General features: G+C 64.8%; 20 protein-coding genes. 8 read left to right on the top strand and 12 right to left on the bottom strand.

Features of this window, described 5'->3' with window-relative positions; translation table 11 throughout:
• Positions 1-67: 67 nt before the first annotated feature.
• The 6 genes from IF809_RS12730 to rpsT form a co-directional block, all read right to left on the bottom strand.
• Positions 68-754, bottom strand: coding sequence for a hypothetical protein (locus tag IF809_RS12730; protein WP_462837729.1), 687 nt, complete (start codon positions 752-754; stop codon positions 68-70).
• A 152-nt stretch (positions 755-906) separates the two neighbouring features.
• Positions 907-1,662 carry a hypothetical protein gene (locus tag IF809_RS12725; protein WP_462837728.1) on the bottom strand — a complete coding sequence of 252 codons (756 nt, stop codon included), beginning with the start codon at positions 1,660-1,662 and terminating at the stop codon, positions 907-909.
• Positions 1,663-1,780: 118 nt separating this feature from the next.
• Entirely contained in the window at positions 1,781-2,917 is a 1,137-nt protein-coding gene (gene recF, locus IF809_RS12720; protein WP_128963056.1) for a DNA replication/repair protein RecF, read from the bottom strand.
• A 198-nt stretch (positions 2,918-3,115) separates the two neighbouring features.
• Positions 3,116-4,234 (bottom strand): DNA polymerase III subunit beta, encoded by a 1,119-nt coding sequence (gene dnaN, locus IF809_RS12715; protein WP_462837727.1) that lies wholly within the window; start codon positions 4,232-4,234, stop codon positions 3,116-3,118.
• 260 nt (positions 4,235-4,494) lie between these two features.
• Positions 4,495-5,907, bottom strand: coding sequence for a chromosomal replication initiator protein DnaA (gene dnaA / locus IF809_RS12710; protein WP_128969527.1), 1,413 nt, complete (start codon positions 5,905-5,907; stop codon positions 4,495-4,497).
• Between the two features lie 1,297 nt (positions 5,908-7,204).
• Positions 7,205-7,471 (bottom strand): 30S ribosomal protein S20, encoded by a 267-nt coding sequence (gene rpsT / locus IF809_RS12705; RefSeq protein WP_092289289.1) that lies wholly within the window; start codon positions 7,469-7,471, stop codon positions 7,205-7,207.
• 387 nt (positions 7,472-7,858) lie between these two features.
• On the opposite strand from rpsT, the gene IF809_RS12700 reads away from it, so the two are divergent.
• From IF809_RS12700 to IF809_RS12690, 3 genes are all read left to right on the top strand, one after another.
• Complete coding sequence (locus tag IF809_RS12700; RefSeq protein ID WP_057754029.1) at positions 7,859-8,176, top strand: hypothetical protein; 318 nt, start codon at positions 7,859-7,861, stop codon at positions 8,174-8,176.
• A 201-nt stretch (positions 8,177-8,377) separates the two neighbouring features.
• Positions 8,378-9,034, top strand: coding sequence for a peptide-methionine (S)-S-oxide reductase MsrA (msrA, locus tag IF809_RS12695; protein ID WP_462837726.1), 657 nt, complete (start codon positions 8,378-8,380; stop codon positions 9,032-9,034).
• Between the two features lie 236 nt (positions 9,035-9,270).
• Positions 9,271-10,008, top strand: coding sequence for a polysaccharide biosynthesis/export family protein (locus tag IF809_RS12690; protein WP_128969080.1), 738 nt, complete (start codon positions 9,271-9,273; stop codon positions 10,006-10,008).
• 18 nt (positions 10,009-10,026) lie between these two features.
• Here IF809_RS12690 and IF809_RS12685 read toward each other — a convergent pair whose 3' ends face one another.
• The 4 genes from IF809_RS12685 to IF809_RS12670 form a co-directional block, all read right to left on the bottom strand.
• Positions 10,027-10,509 carry a hypothetical protein gene (locus IF809_RS12685; protein ID WP_128969079.1) on the bottom strand — a complete coding sequence of 161 codons (483 nt, stop codon included), beginning with the start codon at positions 10,507-10,509 and terminating at the stop codon, positions 10,027-10,029.
• 144 nt (positions 10,510-10,653) lie between these two features.
• Entirely contained in the window at positions 10,654-11,328 is a 675-nt protein-coding gene (locus IF809_RS12680) for a dienelactone hydrolase family protein (protein ID WP_462837725.1), read from the bottom strand.
• Between the two features lie 52 nt (positions 11,329-11,380).
• Positions 11,381-11,722 (bottom strand): hypothetical protein, encoded by a 342-nt coding sequence (locus tag IF809_RS12675; RefSeq protein ID WP_462837724.1) that lies wholly within the window; start codon positions 11,720-11,722, stop codon positions 11,381-11,383.
• Between the two features lie 22 nt (positions 11,723-11,744).
• Entirely contained in the window at positions 11,745-12,509 is a 765-nt protein-coding gene (locus IF809_RS12670) for an alpha/beta fold hydrolase (protein WP_462837723.1), read from the bottom strand.
• A gap of 477 nt (positions 12,510-12,986) precedes the next feature.
• Here IF809_RS12670 and IF809_RS12665 point away from each other — a divergent pair, with 477 nt between their 5' ends.
• The 3 genes from IF809_RS12665 to IF809_RS12655 all read left to right on the top strand — a co-directional run bounded on the left by IF809_RS12665 (position 12,987) and on the right by IF809_RS12655 (position 17,131).
• Positions 12,987-13,478, top strand: a complete 492-nt coding sequence (locus IF809_RS12665; RefSeq protein WP_057754010.1) for a (2Fe-2S)-binding protein — start codon at positions 12,987-12,989, stop codon at positions 13,476-13,478.
• A complete protein-coding gene (locus IF809_RS12660; RefSeq protein ID WP_462837722.1) occupies positions 13,475-15,769 on the top strand; it encodes a xanthine dehydrogenase family protein molybdopterin-binding subunit in 2,295 nt (764 codons plus the stop codon). The genes IF809_RS12665 and IF809_RS12660 overlap by 4 nt, the downstream gene beginning before the upstream one ends.
• Positions 15,770-16,036: 267 nt before the next feature.
• Positions 16,037-17,131: an HD domain-containing protein gene (locus IF809_RS12655; protein WP_128969074.1), complete on the top strand. Its 1,095-nt coding sequence runs from the start codon at positions 16,037-16,039 to the stop codon at positions 17,129-17,131.
• Positions 17,132-17,227: 96 nt separating this feature from the next.
• Here the strand turns inward: IF809_RS12655 and IF809_RS12650 are convergent, their stop codons facing one another.
• Positions 17,228-18,808, bottom strand: coding sequence for an AMP-binding protein (locus tag IF809_RS12650; protein ID WP_462837721.1), 1,581 nt, complete (start codon positions 18,806-18,808; stop codon positions 17,228-17,230).
• A gap of 211 nt (positions 18,809-19,019) precedes the next feature.
• Positions 19,020-19,430: a VOC family protein gene (locus IF809_RS12645; protein ID WP_462837720.1), complete on the bottom strand. Its 411-nt coding sequence runs from the start codon at positions 19,428-19,430 to the stop codon at positions 19,020-19,022.
• 108 nt (positions 19,431-19,538) lie between these two features.
• On the opposite strand from IF809_RS12645, the gene IF809_RS12640 reads away from it, so the two are divergent.
• Together IF809_RS12640 and IF809_RS12635 are read left to right on the top strand one after the other, a co-directional pair.
• A complete protein-coding gene (locus IF809_RS12640) occupies positions 19,539-20,513 on the top strand; it encodes a Bug family tripartite tricarboxylate transporter substrate binding protein (protein WP_462837719.1) in 975 nt (324 codons plus the stop codon).
• Between the two features lie 148 nt (positions 20,514-20,661).
• On the top strand, positions 20,662-20,940 hold the full coding sequence (locus IF809_RS12635) for a DUF3551 domain-containing protein (RefSeq protein WP_128969070.1): 279 nt from the start codon (positions 20,662-20,664) through the stop codon (positions 20,938-20,940).
• The last annotated feature ends 20 nt before the right edge of the window (positions 20,941-20,960 follow it).

Genomic DNA, 20,960 nt, shown 5'->3' with positions numbered 1-20,960 from the left:
CGTGGATTTTGCGGGGGTGCGGAGGCCTTTCGAGAGCGGTCGTGGCGCCCGGGAACAGCCCGCGGGGTTAGTACAGTTGCGACGGCTTTCGATCGTCGTGAAGTGCCCAAGCCTCGCCGGCGGCCACGGTAACGGTGTCGGTGCGGACCCGACGGCCCGATACCAGCAGCGTGTAGGAATACGTGCCGGGCGGCAGATCCAGCATTTGGGGATGATTGGCGCCGCCCGCGATCTCGATGACCTGGCCGTTGATCGCGAGCGAAGCCACATCAGGCACCAGATAACCGAACACCAGCCGCGCTTGTCCTGATATCGGCAGGACATTGGCCTTGGCCGCGACCTCCTTATTTCGCTGCACCAGTTCGACCGTGGTCTCGCCCTTGGCACGGTCGAGCATCAGCAGGCCCGGCCCCTTCGGGGAAGCGAAGGTGAGCAACGTGTGGTCGGCGGCGAGCGTGGTGCCCTCCGGTAGCTCCTGCCAGCCGCGCTGTCCGAGTTCCGCGCGATAGAAGGCGAGGACGTCGCTGAGCTCTGCGGGCACCTGCGCCTTGAGCTCGGTCCGGAACGGGATTTCGATGCCCGACGCGTGCGTGGTGCTGAAGCTCGACTGGCTGGCGCGCGTCGGCACGGGCAGGTCGGCGTGGGGGTCTGCCGCGGTCAACGGCTCCTGCGAGCAGCTTGTAAGCAGCAAGAGGCCGCATACCAACAGCCGCCACCGTGCCGGGACCTTCGTCCCGCGCCTTACCGTCGTCATGCCCACTCTCCGGGGATGTTGCGCGTCTCGATCTTCGCGCAAGGCAGCGGCGACACGGTCGCGGCCGTCTCTCGACGACTAGTCGCCCCGCGACCCTGATCGGTTCAAACTCACGTCCCGAGCCCCCGCAGCTAATCGCGAAAGGGGCAGGTTCAATACAGCTGCAGCGGTGACCAGAGGTCGCCCTCGGGCCCGACCGTGACCTCCCAGGCCTCACCGGCCGCGAGCTCGATCGTGGCGCCGCGCTCTGGGCGGCCGTTGCCTTCCAATGCATACGAATATTTGCCCGGAGGCATGTTGAACAGCGGCGCCTCGGGACGTTCCTTGCCGGCGCGGGCGGGGAGCGCGACGGTCTGGTTGTCGAGCTTGAGGACTGCTTCCTTGTCGCTGAGATTGGTGAGCATTAATGACGCCCGGCCGGGCCTCGGCATGACACGCGCCATGGTCGCGGCCTGCATGTTTCGCTGCACCAGATTGACTGACGTGCTCGAGTCCTTGCGGTCGAGCTCCAGCACCGCCGGCCCGAGCGGCGTCGTGTAGGCGAGCCTGATGTGATCGGTGGCGATATCAGCGTCATCGTGCTGTTCGTGCCAGCCGAGCTTGTCGAGCTCATTGCGATAGAAGGCGAGAACGTCACTGAGCTCAGCGGGAATGCGGGCCGTGAGCCTGGTCCGCAGCGGGGCCTCGACGCCCAGCATCTTGGTGGTGCCGATTTCGCGGTAGCTGGCCCGGGTCGGCGCGGGCAGGGCGGCATCGGGATCCGGCGTGAGCGCAGACGAAAACAGCAGCGGCAGGCGCGGCACCCAGGCGCCGGCGCTCGCCGCAAGCGCGCAGCCTGCGAGCAAAGCGAGGCCGCATACGAGCAGCCGCCATCGTGCCGGGACCTTCGTCCCTTGCCTTACCGTCATGGTCTCTCTCCAGGGATATCGCGCGTGTCGATCGCGCGATTACAACGGCTGCGACACCGCAAGCAGCGGCCTCACATTCCTAGTCGCGGGCCGAATATGCCGGGTTCAACGAAGCGGGCTATCGCCGGGCGGAAACGCGTCCGCTCTCGACGTCAAAGACTTCGCCGCCCGCGCCGATCTCGGCAAAGGCCGCCGGGTCCGCGCCGGTCAGCCAAACCTGCGCGCCGAGCTTGCGCAGCTCGTCGAACAGCGCGGCGCGGCGGTTCGGGTCGAGATGGGCGACGACTTCGTCGAGCAGCAGCAGCGGCACGATGCCGGTCATCTCGGCGACCAGCGTCGCGTGCGCCAGCACGAGGCCGATCAGGAGCGCCTTCTGCTCGCCCGTGGAGGCATCGCGCGCCGGCATGCTTTTCGGCGCATAGACGACCTGGAGATCGGTGAGATGCGGGCCGTCGGTGGTGCGGCCGGCGATGGCATCGCGCGGCCGGTTGTCGCGCAGGATCTGGCGGTAGCGGTCCTCGACGGACGTCGCGGTCTCTGCGAGCAATGCGTTCTCCATCCAGCCGTCGAGTGCGATCTGCGCCGAAGGAAACGCTGAGGCCTGCGCGCGCGCATTCAGCATGCCGGTGAGGCGCGCCGCGGTCTGGCCGCGCGTGGCCGCGACCGCGACCGCAAGCTCGGCGGTCTCGCGCTCGATCGCATCACACCAATGGTCGTCGTAATTGCGGGTTTCGAGCAGCCGGTTGCGCGAGCGCAAGGAGCGCTCCAGCGCGTTGATGCGGCTGGAATGCTCGCTGTCGATCGCCAGCACCAGGCGATCGAAGAAACGCCGCCGCTCGGACGCGGCACCCATGAACAGCCCGTCCATCGCCGGCGTCAGCCACACCATGCGGATATGGTCGCCGAAAGCGGCCGCCGAACTCACCGGCTCGCGGTCGATGCGGCAGCGTCGGCTGACGGCGGCATCCGTGCGCGGCGGCTCGATGCCGGTGCCGAGCGTGGCAAGGCCCAGCGCGCCCTCGACCTGCGCGGAGACCGCCCAGGAGCCGTCGCCCTGGTTGTCGGCGACATCCTCCAGCGTGGCGCGCCGCAAGCCGCGGCCGGGCGACAGAAACGAGATCGCCTCGATGCAATTGGTCTTGCCCGCCCCGTTCGGCCCGACCAGCGCCACCATGTCAGCCGCCGTCTCGAGCCCCGCCGCCCGATAATTGCGAAAATGCGTCAGCGTCAGGCGATGAATGCGGGAAGGGGTCATAGGCTGTTCGTTGTGGAGCGCGCTCTCCTTGGAGGAGCATGCCGTAGGGTGGCAAAGGCGCGCTCTGCGCGCGCCGTGCCCACGTCTCGTCCAGATCCGCGCAGATGCATGGTGGGCACGCTTTCGCCTGCGCTCTTCGAGCTACCGCGCAAGCTTTGCCCACCCTACGGTTCCGATGGGTGATCGGGAAAACGCCCCTCACACCCGCATCGGCATCAGCACGTAGAGCGCGCTCTTGTCGTCCTTGTCCTGCACCAGGGTCGGCGAGCCGGGGTCGGCGAGGCGGAGCACTGCGACGTCGCCTTCGATCTGGGCGGCGATGTCGAGCAGATAGCGCGAGTTGAAGCCGATATCGAGCGCGTCGGAGGCGTATTCGACCTCGAGCTCTTCGGTCGCGCTGCCGGAATCCGGATTGGTCACCGACAGCACCAGCTTGCCCGGCGACAGCGACAATTTCACCGCGCGGCCGCGCTCGCTGGAGATGGTGGAGACGCGGTCGACCGCGTTCTCGAAATCCTTCTTGTCGACGACAAGCTCCTTGTCATTGCCCTGGGGGATGACGCGGCCGTAATCGGGGAAGGTGCCGTCGATCAGTTTCGAGGTCAGCACGACGTTACCGATCGTAAAGCGAATCTTGGCCTGCGACAGCTCGATCGTCATCTCGGCTTCGGTATCTTCGATCAGGCGCTGCACCTCGCCGACGGTCTTGCGCGGCACGATCACGCCGGGCATGCCCTCGGCGCCCCTGGGCTGCACCAGGTCGAGCTGGGCGAGGCGATGGCCGTCGGTGGCGACGCCGCGCAGGGTCGCGGCCTTCGCGGTCCCGGCGGCGTGCAGGTAGATGCCGTTGAGGTAGTAGCGCGTCTCCTCGGTCGAGATCGCAAACTGGGTGCGGTCGATCAGCCGCTTGACGTCCTTGGCGGCGAGGTTGAACGAGTGCGAGAGGTCGCCGGCCGCGAGGTCGGGGAAATCGTTCTCCGGCAGCGTCTGCAGCGTGAAACGCGAGCGGCCGGCGCGGATCGCCAGCACCGCGCGGTCGCCGTCGGCCTCCAGCACGATCTGCGACCCGTCAGGCAGCTTGCGCACGATGTCGTAGAACATGTGCGCCGGCACCGTGGTCGAGCCGGCCGTGGCGGTTTCCGCCGGCAGCGTCTCGGTCACCTCGAGGTCGAGGTCGGTCGCCTTCAGCGACAATTTCGCGTTCTCGGCGCGGACCAGCACGTTGCCCAGGATCGGAATCGTGTTGCGGCGCTCGACCACGCGGTGGACATGGCCCAGCGATTTCAGGAGTTGCGCGCGTTCGACCGTAACCTTCATTGCACTACTCGCCCGATCCCCAAAGATGGAAAAAGCCGGGCGGAGGACAGCGCGCCGCGGCACCGAAGACCCCGGAAGGCCGGGGTCATCGAGCCGATATGACCAAAGCCGTCAGGGTCGCGCAAGGTGGCGCGGATGGCCCCGGGATTCAAGGGATCGGGCGCCAGTTCCGCACGATTCCCACGATTTACCGCCCAGACGAAAGCCGCCGCCCAGGCGAAGCCGGGGCGGCGGCAGAATGGCAGGAGCGCCTTAGGCGTTTATTCCTGAAGCTGGCGCTTCAGCGACTCCACTTCCTCGGACAGCGCGTTGTCCTTGGAGACCAGGGCCTCGATCTTGCGGACCGCGTGCAGCACCGTGGTGTGGTCGCGTCCGCCGAAGCGGCGGCCGATCTCGGGGAGCGAGCGCAGGGTCAGCGTCTTGGCGAGATACATCGCCACCTGGCGCGGGCGCACCACATTGGCGGTGCGGCGCGAGGACAACAGGTCGGACCGGCTCACATTATACTGCCGCGCCACCACGCGCTGGATGTCCTCGATCTTGATCCGCTTCGGCTCCGAAGGACGGATCAGATCGCGAACCTCGCGCTCGGCCATCTCCAGCGTCACCGGCTGGTTGTTGAGCTTGGAATGCGCCAGCAGGCGGTTGATCGCGCCTTCGAGGTCGCGGCCGTTATGGGTGATGGCGCGCGCCAGATAATGCAGCACCTCTTCCGGTACGTCGAAAGTCGCATGATGGGTACGGGCCGCTGCGACACGCGACTTGAGAATGCCGTGGCGCAGCTCCTCGCCGAGCGAGCCCATCTCGACCACGAGGCCGCCGGCGAGGCGCGAGCGGACGCGGTCGTCCAGACTCTCGAGGTCGGACGGCGGACGATCGGCCGCGATCACGACCTGACGGCCGGCATCGATCAGCGCATTCAGCGTGTGGCAGAACTCGGCCTGCGTCGACTTGCCCTGCAGGAACTGGAGATCGTCGATGACGAGCACGTCGATGCCGCGCAGCGCTTCCTTGAAGGCCAGCGCCGTCTGCGTCTTCAGCGCGGCGACGAAGCCGTACATGAATTTTTCCGCGGTGAGGTACAGCACCTTGCGCTCGTTGCCGGAATTGCCGGCCCAGGTCACCGCCTGGAGCAGATGCGTCTTGCCGAGGCCGACGCCCGCATGGATGTAGAGCGGGTTGAACATGACGGGATCGCCGCGGCGGCCTTCGGCGACCTGACGCGCGGCCGCATGGGCCAGCGTGTTGGAGCGGCCGATGACGAAGCTCGCAAAGGTCAGGCGCGGATCGAGCGGCGAGCCGCCGAGCGCATCATGATTGGCCGAGACAGGCGCGGTCGCGGTCGAGCGCAATTCCGGCGCAGGGGCACGGCGGGCTTCGACCGGGGCGGGCGCTTCCTTCGGCTGCACCACGGGGCGCACGGCGGAGCGAACGGTGAGGTCGATGCGATGCACTTCCGGCATCTCGGCCTGCCAGCACGACAGCACGCGCTCGGCATAATGGGCCTGGATCCAGCTCTTGAGGAAGCGCGTCGGCACCGAGAGACGCACGCTCTCGTCCTGCACGCCTTCCAGATCCATGCGCGCAAACCAGCTCGTATAGACGTCTTCGCCAACGTTCGAGCGCAGGCGATTCTTCACGCGTGACCAGCGATCCTGTTCTGATGTCGTCATCATTTGAAAACTTTTCTAGAGAGAGAAGGTTGCGTGGTGGGCGCCATGCAGAAGTCCTGCCGGACGTCTGGATGATGCGACCTCGAGCGAGTCCATCTGCCGGGCACAGCTCGACCGTTCGGCGTCAATGCCGCGGGTCAGATCAGCGATGTCGGAGATGGAGAGTTCGCGAGGTCAGCGCGTACTCGACGCGTATTCACGCGGAGGATGGTCGCAGGACGGATTGGAAACGGCATCGTTGAACGATGAAGCTAAAGTCAATACCGCGTTGAATCCGTAGGACATGATACCTCCCCGTCCTGCCGTGATCGCTCACGGCAAGGTCCTGCGTAAAAGAACTCCCGCGCTGTACTCAAGTCGCGGATGTCCTGCCCGTCTGTTCGTGTCGTCCGCTCGGCTTCGCCGTCGCGCCTGTCGGGGCAGCCTCGAATTGTCTCTCATTGCCGCCTGGCGCGAGCGGGAGCGATAAGATCCCGCTTGGAGACATAAGACAAAGCTCTACCGTTCCCATAATGCTATGGGTTTGATCCGACAATCGCTTGTTGAAGCGTCGCCTACGTGCACACCGCCGCCGATTTGCACGCTCGCCCCGTTTCTCAAACCGCGCTGGTCTCAAGATCGTGGGCGCCGCGAACGACTTAAGGAATACACTAAGCGGAAAGACTCGCAACGGAATTGATTCACACTTGAGGCATCAAAAAACTTGACCAGCGTTAACGCCGCGCAGGAGTTGTTCACAGCCTCGAGACCAAGTTTTTGGATTCGTGCACAGATTCGAAAATGCGGCGCGTCATGTGACAATGACTCCGCCATCGCCAAAAAATTTTTACAAAATCGTCACGCACGCGAGCTGCGAGCGAATTTTCCAAATGCTTGTCGGCGCTATGTCGATAAGTGATTAGCGAGACATCGTTTTTCGAGTCTCGTTTCACAGGGTAACCCATGTTCCGGTGAAACTACGGTGTGCAGAACTTCAGCGCCCGCGATTCAACTTAGGCCCGTGCCGCAAGGGTTTTTTGCCAAGCGTTTCGCAGCGCAGTGAAAGTTTCCGCTGTTGCACAAACGCCGGCTGGTAGAACTACGGATGCAGCTTAGCGAAGGCGGCGAGACTCTCCAATGAAAGATAGCTCTCACAAGGACCGCAAGCGTGAATTGTGACGGGCAACAAAAAGCCCGGCGTGAAAGCCGGGCTGATCGACGTGCGCGATGTTCGATGGCTTCAACCGATCGAATGAGGGATCGGGTCGCGCTGCGAACTTTACTTCGCGAGACGATCTCGCGAAGTCACTTGCGAAGTTTACTTGGCGAGCTTGGCGATCTGCGCGGTGAGGCGCGAGACTTTGCGGCTGGCGTTGTTCTTGTGAATGATGTTGCGCTGGGCGGCGCGCATCAGGGCGGGCTCGGCAGCGGCGAGCGCCTTGGCGGCAGCGGCGCGATCGCCGGTCTTGATCGCTTCTTCGACGTTGCGGACAGCGCCGCGCATCTGGGTGCGGCGCGACTTGTTGACGGCGGTGCGGCGGGCGATCTTGCGCGTCGCTTTCTTGGCGGAAGTGGTATTGGCCATGGTCTCAATGTCCTTTGCGGGTACCGGTCGCGTCTTGCTCTGATAGCGCCGGCAGCTTGACCGCGGAATCGACGCTCGGATTTAGGGTGTTCGGTTGCTGGGCCGTTCCCGGAACATGAGCGATAGGCCTTGCGGCTATCTCTGAGGCCCCAAAAGAGCCTGCAACTGCTCAAAGAACAGCGGCGGCAGGATTGCGCCCGCCGCCAGTTGGCGCCCTTATAGAGGGGGTCTTTCGCACCGTCAACGCTTTAGGGGCTGGAAAAGCGGGCTCCCGGTGCGCCAAGGGAGGCCGTAACGCCCTGATGAGGTTGAATTTCTGCCGTCTCCCAGCTATTGGCTGGCGGCGTTTCGAAGGTCGTCCGGTCGGACGATCATCTGGGGTGGACCATGATCCGCGGCTTTTTCCGACTGATTGGCTTGCTGCTGCTGGCCGGCGGGTTCTTCTTCATGGTCTATGACGGCGCCCGCTGGGTGGCCGACCAGACCTTGCGCTTCACCCGGTTCGGCCAGTTCTGGAACGACATCAACCAGGCCAGCCAATCGGCCTTCCGGACTTGGGTCGAGGCCAAGGCGCCTTGGCTCTGGACCTCGGTGATCCGCCTCGTGCTCGACCAGCCGGTTTTCGCCGTCCTCGGCCTCCTTGGCATCTTGCTGATGATCCTGTTCCGTCCGCGCAAGCCGCTGATCGGCTATTCCCGGGATTGATCTTCAATTCCCGCCGGGATTGATCTTCAATTCCCGCCCGGGATTGATCTTCGGTTCCCGCCGGATTGAGCGACCGAATGGGGGCGCCGTAACAAGCCTGTCCCTGGCTGCGTAAAGACTTATATTCCCACTCGATCGCGAGCACGCCGCCTGAGCGCCTGGTTCAGGCGACGCACAGCTCGTTTTCCCGGAGATCCGATCATGCTGTTCACGCGCAAGACGACCGCACTGCCTGATGCAGCCGAAGCGCTGCCCGGCCGTTCCCAAGCCATTCCCACCGCGAGCACCCATTTCGTCAACGGCAGCAGGTTGAAGCCGCCTTATCCTACCGGCCTCGAGCAGGCCGTGTTCGGGCTCGGCTGCTTCTGGGGCGCCGAGCGCAAATTCTGGGAGCTCGGCGAGGGCATCTATACGACGGCGGTCGGCTATGCCGGCGGCCACACGCCGAATCCGACCTATGAGGAGACCTGCTCGGGACGCACCGGCCACACCGAAGTGGTGCTGGTCGTGTTCGATCCGGCCAAGATCTCCTACGAGAAGCTCCTGAAGACGTTCTGGGAGAACCACGACCCGACGCAGGGCATGCGCCAGGGCAATGACGTCGGCACGCAGTACCGAAGCGCGATCTACACGACCTCTGATGCGCAGAAGAAGGCGGCCGAGCAGTCGAAGGCGCTCTATCAGAAGGCGCTCGCCACCAAGGGCCTGGGAGCCATCACAACCGAGATCGCGCCCGCGGGTCCGTTCTATTTCGCCGAAGACTATCATCAGCAATATCTGGCAAAGAATCCCGCCGGCTATTGCGGTCTCGGCGGCACCGGGGTGTCGTGTCCCATCGGTGTCGGCGTGAGCGCGTAAGCAAGCCACGGACATGGTGCACTTCTCCCGCTTGCGGGAGAGGTCGGCGCGTAGCGCCGGGTGAGGGCTCTCTCCTCCGGGGAGTGTCCCGTCGAGGAGAAACCCTCTCCCGCATGCGGGAGAGATGGCGCACCTTGCTCGCGGCGTGCAGCGCCGTCCCACATCATCCCCCTCAACCCTTTGTTAACCATAACCGGTGCATCACTGGAGCTGTCTCGTTTGTAGGGATGCTCCAAGTGCGGGTTCTGCGCGCGTTTCGATGGTCGATCCTGGCAGCGTCCGCCGCGCTGACCCTGGGCGGCTGCATGCAGACCACAGGTCCCGTCGCGATGGTGCAGCCCCGTCCCGATCTCGACTCGATGGCCTATGGCCAGCCCTACAGCGCTCCGCCCCCTGTCGTCGTTGCCAATGGCGGCGGCGCCATCGATGCGCTCGCCAATTCCTTTGCCTCGGGTCCCGCGCCCGTGCCGGTCGCCTATGGCGGACCGGTGGTCGCCGCCCCCGTGCGCTACGATTCCTCCTATCACCTCGATGCCGGCGACAAGCTGCGCGTCGTGGTCTACGGCCAGGAAGGGCTCACCAACAGCTACGCCATCGATGCCGGCGGCTCCATCACCATGCCGCTGATCGGCGCGGTGCCGGCGCGCGGTCGCACCACCGCCGGGCTTGCCGGCGAGATCGCCGCGCGGCTTCGCAACGGCTATATCCGCGAGCCTTCGGTCGCCGTGGAGATCGAGTCCTATCGTCCGTTCTTCATTCTTGGCGAGGTCGCCGCCCCCGGCCAATATCCTTACGTGCCGAACATGACCGTCGAAAGCGCCGTCGCGATCGCCGGCGGCTTTTCTCCGCGCGCCAAGCGCGACATGGTCACCGTGACGCATACCGAAGCCGGCGGCGCCATGCGCGCCGTCGTGCCGCTCGGCACCCCCGTCAGCCCCGGCGACACCGTGTTCGTCGGCGAGCGATGGTTCTGACGCTTTGCCCCGCTTCCTTCATCGCCTGAAGTCCAGTCGCCCGTTCGGAAAGCATCCGTCGATGCGCGCGGGGGCCACCACGAGCCCGATCCATGGCCGCGTGATCGCCGGATTGGTCAGGTTGATATACTTCCCGACCAGACGATTGCCGCTCTCGCGCATCGCATCGATCAATCCGTGCCGACGGCCGTCGTCCCAATCGAACCGCAGATAGACCCGTCCATTCGCGACGCGGACTTCCGCGCGGCCCTGTTTCCATGCCTCCGGCGTGTCGCCTGCGATGGTCGGGTCGGCGCCGCCGTTCCAGCGGCTCGCCCAGGCGCCTTCGAGCGGATCGGATGATGCGGGAACGGACGCCCAATGCGCCGCATTGCCGTCGTCGGCATCGCCGGCGAGCGAAGCCGATATCGCATAGTGCATGACATCGGAACCGCGGGGGTCCGGCACATCCATGGTGCCGAACGGGTTGCGAATGACGATGTTCGTGTCGGCCTGCTGCATGGCGCTCTCCGGCGTGACCTGGCTTCGATCAGCCAGCTCTATCGCCGGGCGGAGAGATGCGGCCACCCGATTTCCGCCCTCTCCGTCATTCCGGGCCTGCGCCTCGCCGGCGCATCCCGGAATGACGGAGGAGAGAGCTGCCCGCTACTTCGTCAAATGCTTCGCAAAAAACGCCATGCTGCGCGGCCAGGCGATATCCGAGCTGGCCTTGTCGTAGCTCGGCCGCTCGTCGCAATGGAAGCCGTGCTGGGCGCCGGGATAGACGAACACTTCGACCTCAGGCCGTTTGGCCTTGATGGTCTCGACGTCGCTCAAGGGAATGCCGGCATCCTTCTCGCCGAAATGCAATTGCGTCGGCACCTTGGGCTTCTCATCCGCAAAACGCACCACGGCGCCACCGTAATAGCCGATCGCGGCCTTCAGTCCGGTCAGGCGCGTCGCCGCGACATAGGCGATGCTGCCGCCAAGACAAAAGCCGATGATGCCGACCGGGCCGATGCTTCTCGCCGCATCGATCGCGGCCTGCGTGTCGCGCAGCATCGCCTCCCAATCGGGATTGGCGACGAATTTGCGCGCTTCTGCGATCTCGTCGGGCGTGTAGCCCGACTGGAAGTTCGGTGTGGTGCGGTCGAAGATCGACGGCGCGATCGCGACATAGCCCTCGACGGCGAGGCGGTCGCAGACCGCGCGAATGTGATGATTGACGCCGAAAATCTCCTGGATCACCACCACCGCGCCCTTCGGGCTGCCTGCGGGATCCGCACGATAGGCGCCGAGCTGGAAATTGTCCGAGGCCGTCAGTCTGATGTCTTGTCCCACGCGGGTTGTCCTTCTTGGTTGAGTTGTCAATGCGAGAGCTCGCTCCTGCCCATCACTCCCACATCCAGTTCTCGCCGTAATCCTCCTTCCATCCCGCCAGCCGCCCGTGACGGAATTGCAGGAACAGGCGGTGGCGATAAGGAATCAATCCGCTGCCGCCGATATCGCGCAGGGCGAGATAGATCTCGTTGCCGGGCCGACCCCGGACATATTGCAGGGGCTGACCGAGCGCGTGAGCGGTCTGCTCCGCATCCATCCCGAACGCCAGCGGCGTGTTGTTCGACAGGGTGTCGACGAAGGGACGGCGCAGCGGCACCGTGCCGAACGGCTCGGCCTGCACCGACGCTGCCGTTGCGATCAGCGCTGCGCCCGCCGCCAGGATTGCCCGCTTCATCGCCGTGATCCTCCTTGCCTGTCTATGCCGGCAAGTTCTTCAGGAAAGGCAGCACCGCGTCAACAAAAGCCTTGGGCTGATCGATGTTGACGGCGTGTCCGGCCGCGGGGATCACGACCTTTTGTGCGCCGGGAATCTTGGCCGCCATGTAGTCGGACGCCGCCAGGAACGGCGTGTCGTCGGCGCCGACCACGATCAGGCTGGGCACTGCGATCTCAGGCAGCAGCTCCATCACCTTGGCGTCGCGCTGGGTCAGCATGCCGCGCGCGGCGAGCGCCAATCCCTTCGCGTTGCGATGGCTGGCGGTGGCGCGCTCGCGCGTTGCCGCCTTCAGCACGTCGAGGCCTTCGCGATCGAGCTTGTCGGCGGTGGCGAGCGCCCGCGCATTCCAGGCCTCGCGCGCGTCGTCCTTCCTGAAGCCCGGACCGGTGTCGATGATCAGCAGCGCGCGCGTGCGCGATGGGTGGGCGCCATAGAATGCGAGCGACATGTAGCCACCGAGCGACAATCCGCCGATGATCGCGCGCCGCGCGCCGACCGCATCGAGGATCGCCGCCATGTCGCCGACGGTGAGCGCTTCGCTATAGGCGTTGGGATCATCGGGATAATCGGACTGGCCGTGGCCCCGCATGTCCCACAGGATCAGCTTGTGATCGCGCGCGAGCGCATCGACCTGGCCGTGCCACATCGCCGAGGTCGAGGAGTGGCCGTGCGTGAGCAGCAGCGGTTGCCCGTCGCCATGAGTCTCATAGTAGATTCCGACGCCGTCCCGATCGATCCTTGGCATTGTTTCCGCCCTTTCTTTTTTGTTTCGCCGCTACCTCTTCGCGAGTCCCGTATCGCAGGGTGGGCAGAGGCGCACTTGCGCCGTGCCCACGCCTGTCCAATAGAGCAAGGTAAGCGTGGGCACGCTTCCGCCTTCGCTCTTTGAGCTACGGCGGACAAGTCGCTTTGCCGACCCCTACGATATTGGTTGTCTCAGTCCTCACCATCCTAGCTGACGAGGTTACTCGGAGGAAACCATCGCGGTCGGCATGGCATGCATATCCGAACGCGCTCCTGTTGCGTCCAGTCGCTAACGTCAGCGCCGTTGTCGCAACGCACATAAGCCGACATTGATATAGTTTCGATCGCTTCCAATTTGCATTTGCCTCTGGCTCCGAACGCGATCATTCTCCGCGCAAGGTGGGCGCCGGCCCGGTGGGCGTTCGCTGTTCAAGTTGCCGCCGTAAGCGGCTTCATGCACCGGCAGGGGAAGACGCCTATGCCAACGCTCACGATCAACGGGCGGAGTATGTCCGTGGATGCGGCGAACGACACGCCGCTCCTTTGGGCCATCCGCGAACAATTGCAGATGACCGGCACCAAGTTCGGCTGCGGTGCCGGCCTTTGCGGTGCCTGCACCGTGCACGTCAACGGCGAAGCCGTGCGATCGTGCCAGACCATGGTCGGCGACGTCGCCGGCAAGAAGATCACCACCATCGAAGGCCTGTCCGCCAAGGGCGATCACCCCTTGCAGAAGGCGTGGATCGCCGAGCAGGTGCCGCAATGCGGCTACTGCCAATCCGGTCAGATCATGCAGGCGGCCTCGCTGCTGGCGAAGAATTCCAACCCGACCAAGGAAGAGGTCGTGGCGCATATGGACGGCAATCTCTGCCGTTGCATGACCTATTCGCGGATCCAGAAGGCGATCATGCGCGCCGCCACCGAGATGCGCACCGCATCCGCCGCCGGCAACGAGCGGAGGCCCACATGAACCAGCACGTCAAGAACGTCACGCCTGAGGCGACCGATCTCAGCCGCCGTTCCTTCCTGGTCGGCACCGCCGCCACCGGCCTCGTGCTCGGCTATGCCGGCGTGCCCGGCATCAATGACGCGCTCGCTGCGGCCCCCGCCAATTTCGAGCCGAGTGTCTGGTACTCGATCTCGCCTGACGGGCTCGTCACCGTGACCTGCGGCAAGGCCGATATGGGCCAGCACATCGCCTCGACCATGGCGCAGATCGTCTGCGAGGAGCTGGGCGCGAAGTGGAGCGACATGCGGGTCAATCTCGCCTCCAACGATCCGAAGTTCAACGACCCGGTCCTCGGGGCGCAGATCACCGGCGGCAGCTGGTCGACCATGATGAACTTCGAGGCGATGAGCCGCGCAGGCGCTGCCGGCCGTATGGCCCTGACGGAGGCCGCCGCGGCGGCCATGGGCCTGCCGCCCTACTTCAAGGACCAGCTCGTCGTTCGCGATTCCGTGGTCTCGCATCCGAAGTCGAAGAAGCAGATGACCTTCGCCGAGATCGTCAAGAGCGGCAAGGCGACCAAGACCTTCACGCCGGACGAGCTCAAGGCGATCAAGCTGAAGACGCCTGATCAATACACCATGATCGGTGTATCGGTGCCGCAGCTCGACATCCCCTCGAAGACCAACGGCACGGCCAAATACGGCATCGACGTGATGCTTCCGGGCATGGTCTATGGCGCCATAGTGACGCCGCCGGTGCGCTTCGGCGCCACGGTGAAATCGGTCGACGATTCCGCTGCGAAGTCCGTGCCGGGCTTCATCAAGGCCATCGCCCTCGATGACAAGACGCAGACGACGTCGGGCTGGGTGGTGGCGGTGGCCAGCACCTATGCCAACGCCAAGAAGGCGGCCGCAGCGCTGAAGATCAGCTATGACGGCGGTCCGAACGCGAAGCTGTCGAGCCAGTCGCTGCTCGACGAAGCCAAGCGGCTTCAGGCCCTCGATGATTCCGGTCAGTTTTTCGTCAAGGACGGCGATCCGGCAGCCGCCCTCGGCACCGCGGCCAAGGTGCTGGAGGCGGAGTACACCACCAGCATCAACATCCACGCGCCGATGGAGCCGATGAACGCCACCGCGGAGTTCAAGGGCGACATCCTGCACATCTATTCCGGCAACCAGTTCGCGACGCGCTCCGGCGCGATCGCGGCAGGCGCCGCCGGGATCAATCCGAAGTTCGTGGTGATGCACCAGATGTGGCTGGGCGGCGGCTTCGGCCGCAGGCTGGACGCCGACATGATGGTGCCGGCGGTGCAGGCGGCGAAGGCCGTGGGCAAGCCGGTGAAGGTGATCTACACGCGCGAGAACGACATGACGATGGATTTCTCGCGTCCGCTCACCTATCAAAAGGTGAAGGCCGGCGTGGACGGCGACGGCAAGCTCATTGCGCTCAGCCACGACGTGGTGTCGGCCTGGCCGACCGCGCGCTGGGGAATTCCTGACTTCCTCACGCCTTCGGTCGACAAGAAGGGTCCGCTCGACAGCTTCACGGTGAACGGGTCGGACTTCTTCTACACCGTGCCCAACCATCACGTGCGGGCGATCAAGAACGAGATGGCGCACAACGCCACCCCGTCGGGTCAGCTCCGTTCGGTGGCGCCGGGTTGGACCTTCTGGGCGGTCGAGAGCATGATCGACGAGATCGCGGCTGCCGCCGGGAAGGATCCGGCGCAATACCGCATCTCGTTGCTCGACGGTGCCGGCAAGAACGACGGCGGCGCGCAGCGGCTGCGCAACACCCTGCTCGCCGCGATGGGGCTCGCCGGTTACGGCACCAAGAAACTCCCGAAGGGAGAAGGCATGGGCGTCGCCTGCGTGTCGTCGCAGGAACGCGCGACCGCAAGCTGGACCGCCTGCGTCGCGCACGTCGCCGTCGCGCCTTCGGGCGAGGTGACCGTGAAGAAGCTCACGGTCGCAACCGACGTCGGCACCCAGGTGCATCCCGACAACATCCGCGCCCAGGTCGAGGGCGCGGCGCTGTGGGGCCTGTCGCTGGCCCTGTACGAGAAGGCGACGCTGAAGGACGGTGGCATCGAGCAGACCAATTTCGATAGCTACAGGCCCCTGCGGATGAGCCAGATGCCGGAGGTCGCGGTCGCCGTGATCGCCAATGGCGAGAAGGCCACCGGCGTCGGCGAGCCCGCGGTGACGGTCGTCGCCCCGGCCATCGGCAACGCCATCTTCAACGCCTCCGGCGCCCGCGTCCGGGCGCTGCCGATCACGGCCGAAGCCGTGAAGGGGGCGATGAAGGCGTAAGCCGGGCTTGGATTGCCGAACGAGATGATCCGCCGGAGGGCAGCCTCCGGCGGATTTTTCGTCGCCAAAAAGTCAGCGTTTTCAGTGCCCCTTCTACTGTGCATGGGGTTGTTTTCGGCGTCGTTTCGCGGGTTCCGGTCGAAGGAAGGGCGATCGCTAAAATTGTACCCAGTTCCGACAGGTTCCGTTGAGCACGCCTCTTAAGGGCCGGAGAACCTGATCCGGCTTAGGCTGACTCTGAAGACACTCCCGTGCTCTGGGGAAACCATGAACGCGCCAGCCAAATCCGCCGCCAAACGCCGGCTTCTGCTCGCCTCCGACCGGAGCGATGCGAGCACCGAGCTCGCCAGCATTCTGAAGGCCGTCGGCGACGTCTCGACGGTGACGACGGAAGGCATCCCCGAGCAGCCCTCGCGCGATCTCTCCGGTCTCGTGGTCGACATCAATTTGCGCTCGCCCGAGAGCGTGCAGCGGGTGCGCAACAAGCTGCGCGGCGACGCCTATCGTTCGATGCCGCGGCTGTTCGTGCTCGCCGACGCGCTGCATCACGGCACCATGCAGGCCTGGGCGCTCGGTGCGACCGATACCATCTCGCGACCGCTGCAGCCCGATGCGATCCTCCAGCGCATACGCGCCGCGTTTCCCGACACGGCAAGCTATGACGCCACCGATCGCGGCAAGACGCTCAACCGCGGCGTCGAAGCGGCGCACGCGGTGCTCACGAAGATGTTCGAGAAGCTGCCGCTCGGCGTGCCCCTGACCTTCGACGACGTCATCGCCGCCGAGAACAAGATCCTGAAGGCGATCAAGCACTCCTCGCTGCGCGAATGGCTCACCACGGTCGGCTGCCATCATGTCGGCAGCTATCGCCACTGCCTGTTCGTCACCGGCTTCGCGGTTGCCTTCGCGCAGCATCTCGGCATGCGCGAGGACGACCAGCGCCGCCTGACCCGCGCCGCGCTGCTGCACGATGTCGGCAAGGCCTTCGTTCCCTTCGCCTTGCTCGACAAGCCCGGCAAGCTCACCGACGAGGAGATGGAAGAAGTTCGCCAGCACCCACGCCGCGGTTACGAGGCCCTCGCCGCCCAAGGCGGCTTCCCGCCGGAAATGCTGGACGTGGTGCTGCATCACCACGAATTCCTCGACGGCAGCGGCTATCCCAACAACCTGTCCTCGAACCAGATCAGCGACATCGTGCGGCTTACGACGATCGTCGACATCTATGCCGCCCTGGTGGAGAAGCGCGCCTATCGCATGCCGTTCACCCACGCGCGCGCGTTCACGATGATGGAAGGCATGGGCGGCAAGCTGGATCAGCAGCTGCTGCAGGCGTTCCGGCCCGTGGCGCTGGGATCGTTCTGAGAGCTCGGTGCCGGCTGGGCAGAGCGAAGCGTGCCCACCACTTCCAAGGACGTGGGCACGGCGCTGAAGCGTCTTTGCCACCATACGACAGCGCCGCTAGTCCAGCATCTTTCGCAGCTCCGCCTTCGCCACCTTCTCCAGCGTCGAGCGCGGCATGTCGTCGACGAGCCTGATCTCGCGCGGCACCTTGAAGTCGGCAAGGCTCTTGCGGCACGCCGCCATCACGCGCTCCTGAAGATCAGGCGGAGCACTCGCGACCCCACCGTGCGGGATGATGAAGACGACCGGCACCTCGTCCAGCATCGGATGCTTCTTCGCCACCACTGCGGCCTCGCGCACGCCTGATACGATTGCGATCACCTGCTCGATCTCGGAGGCCGCGACGTTCTCGCCGCCGACCTTCAGCATGTCCTTGGCGCGGTCGCCGAACTTGATGAAGCCGTTCGCCAGCCGCTCGACGCGGTCGCCGGTGAGGAAGAAACCGTGCTCGTCAAAGCTCTCGCGCGTCGCCGTCTCGTTGTGCAGATATTCGGCAAACAGTGACAGGCCGCGAATGCCCCTGATCGCAAGATTGCCGGTGTCGCCGACTGCGGTCGGTCTTCCGTCATCATCGGTGATACGGATCTGATATTCGCCCGCGGCGCGGCCGATCGACATCGGAATGTTGGGCTGGTCGACCTCGCCGACGATGCCGTGGGTGATGGTCTCGGTCATGCCCCACCAGCCGATGATCTTGACGCCGAATGCGGCAAATGCCGGCGGCTCGTTGATCGCGGTGCCCCACAGGCGGAATTTGTGGTCCTTCGGGATCTCCTGCTCGAGAAGCGCCTTCATGCAGAACGGAATCGTCGAGGTCCAGGTCGAGCCGTGCTCCCGCGCAACGCCCCAGAACCGGCTGGCCGAGAAGCGCGGCTGGATCACGCAGGTCGCGCCGACCCAGAGCGTCGCCAGCATCGAGTAGGCCAGCGCATTGGTGTGAAACAGCGGCAGATAAGTCTGGTGCACGTCGCTCGCGTGCAGGTCCTCATGTGCGGCGTTGATCTTGGCGCCCCACAATGCGTTGGCATGAGTCCAGAGCACCGCTTTCGGGCGCGACGTCGTCCCCGACGTGTACTGCACGCTGCAGGGCGCGAGCGGATCCGTGGCGCGCCTGGGCCGGTCGGCGCTGTCGGCGAACAGCGCTTCAAAGCTGTCGCCGTGCGAGACCGTATGGGCAGGCGCAGCGCCCGCATCATGCGACGTCACCGCCATCCAGCGGATGTTGCGGCAGTTCTGTGCGACGACTTCCGCATAGGCCGGCTGCGTGATCGCGGCGACCGCGCCGCAATGATCGGCAAAATATTCGATCTCCGCCGGCGCGGAACGGGTGTTGGTGGTCACTGCGATGGCCCCGCATTCGACGCAGGCGAACCAGGCCAGCAGCGCCTCGATGCAATTGTCCAGGTGAATGAGCACATACTCGCCCGGCTCCACGCCGCGCCGGGTGAGCCCTGCCGCGAGCGCGCCGACCCGCTCGTGAAATTCGCCATAGCTCCAATGCCGCGCCGGCGCGTCGAATGGCGCCCAGATCAGGAACGGATGATCACGGCGCACCTCGGCGCGCAGCTTGAGCAGCCAGGGCACGTCGAGCCCGTCGAACGGGCCCGCGATTCCGGCGGCGGTCTGTTGAATGGCCATAGATCCTCCCGTGCAGCCTGCATCTTGCTTGCGGCTGCCTTTTGATTATTGCGTCTTCCTGCCATCGGACGGCGCGGGGCGCAAATCGGAGGCTCCGCTCTCTCCCCGTCATTGCGAGGAGCGTAGCAATCCAGACTGCCCGTTTGGAGACAGTCTGGATTGCTTCGACTCGCTCGCAATGACGATGGAGCGGACGACGTGACCTTGCCGATCACTCCTCATAGGAGGAAATCTCGATCAGGCTCCCGTCCGGATCCCGGCAATAGACCGAGCGCAGCGTGCCGCGGGCGCCTTGCCGAGGTGAGGGGCCTTGCTCGATCGCGACGCCGTGTGCCTTCAAATGCGCCGCCACCTCGTCGGGAGTCGAGGTGGTGAGGAAGCACAGATCCTCGCTGCCGGGAGTCTCGTGGTCGGCGGTGAACCATTCCACCTTGTCGGCATCACGCGGCCGGACATTGATCTTTTGTTGACCAAACTGAAGCGAGGTCCGCGGCGCTTTGCCGCCACCGGGGTCGAACACCTTGACTTCCATGCCGAGGATCCTGCGATACCACTCGGCGGTGACAGCGACGTCGGCGACGTTGATCACGAGATGATCGAGGGCGTGAACCTTGAGCGGCATGCCTTATCCTTTCGTCGTCATCGGGCTTGCGCACTTTCCGCAGCAAGCAGGCTTTGTTACAACGCCGCGGACGCCACCATCAAGAACACACCTGGGAGAACCCTTGAGATGATCACTCGCCGTTCCGCGCTCGGCCTGCTCGCCGCCACTCCGCTTGCAGCCAGCCCGCTGTCGAAAGCTTTTGCAGCGGATTATCCGTCCCGGCCGGTGAAGTTCGTGGTCGGCTATCCCCCGGGCGGCGCCACCGATATCCTGGCCCGCCTGATCGGCCAGCGCCTGTCGGAGCGGCTCGGCCAGCAATTCGTGGTCGAGAACAAGCCTGGCGCGGGCAACAATATCGGCACTGAATCGGTCGTGAACGCCGAGCCAGACGGCTACACCGTGCTGCTGATCAATCCGGCCAACTACATCAACGCAACACTCTACGCCAATCTCAAGTTCAATTTCGTCCGCGACATCGCGCCGATCGCCGCGTTCCAGCGCGTGCCGAACGTGATGACCGTCAACAAGGACGTGCCGGCCAAGACCGTCGCCGAGTTCATCGACTACGTGAAGGCCAATCCCGGCAAGGTGAACATGGCGTCCTCCGGCAACGGCACTTCGGTGCATCTGTCCGGCGAGATGTTCATGGCGATGACCGGCTGCAAGATGCAGCATGTGCCCTATCGCGGCGCGGCGCCCGCGATCACCGACATGCTCGGTGGCCAGGTGCAGGTGATCTTCGACAACATGCCGTCAATCATCCAGCACATCCGCTCCGGTTCGCTTCGCGCGCTCGGCGTCACCACGGCGCAGCGCTCGCCGCAGCTGCCGGACGTGCCCGCGATCGGCGAGACCGTGAAGGATTACGAGGCGAGCGCGCTGTTCGGCATCGGTGCGCCGAAGAATATGCCCAAGGATTTGATCGCCAAGCTCAACAACGAGATCAACACGCTGATGAAGGAGCCCGACATGACCAAGCGCCTGGTCGAGCTCGGTGGCGATCCGCTGATCGAGACGCCGGAGGCGTTCGGCAAGGAGATCGAAGCCGAGACCGCCAAGTGGAAGAAGGTCGTCGAATTTGCCGGCCTGAAGGTCGAGTAGCGATCTTGTGATCGCCGCAAACGGAGCCCCGCCGAACGGCGGGGCTTTTTCTTGCGTGGTCTTGCGCGGTGATCTGGAATAAAATCGCGCAGCAAGACCTGATGATACATGGTGCGTATCTCGCGCCGGGAAGAGAGGAGTTGGGACCATGCGCAAGACGCAATTGGTGCTGTTGACCTTGGGTGCGGCGTTCCTTGCCGGCTTCGTCTCCGCGACACCTGCCGCGGCACGGGACTACCCGTGGTGCGCGCAAGGCGGCGAATTCGACTACCCCGGCGAATGTGCCTACAGCACTTACGAGCAATGCCTGGCCAGCGTCTCGGGCCGGCTGCTGTATTGCGGGCCGAATCCGCGCTTCGCTTATGAACCGGCGCCGCAGCCGCAACCTCGGCTGCATCGTCGTGCGCGGCCTGTAGCGCCTTACTGATCGTCCCAAATCGATTGCAG

Source organism: Bradyrhizobium sp. UFLA06-24 (genome assembly GCF_054967145.1).
Note: the sequence above shows the minus strand (reverse complement) of the source record. Positions and strands in the feature narration are given on the sequence as shown.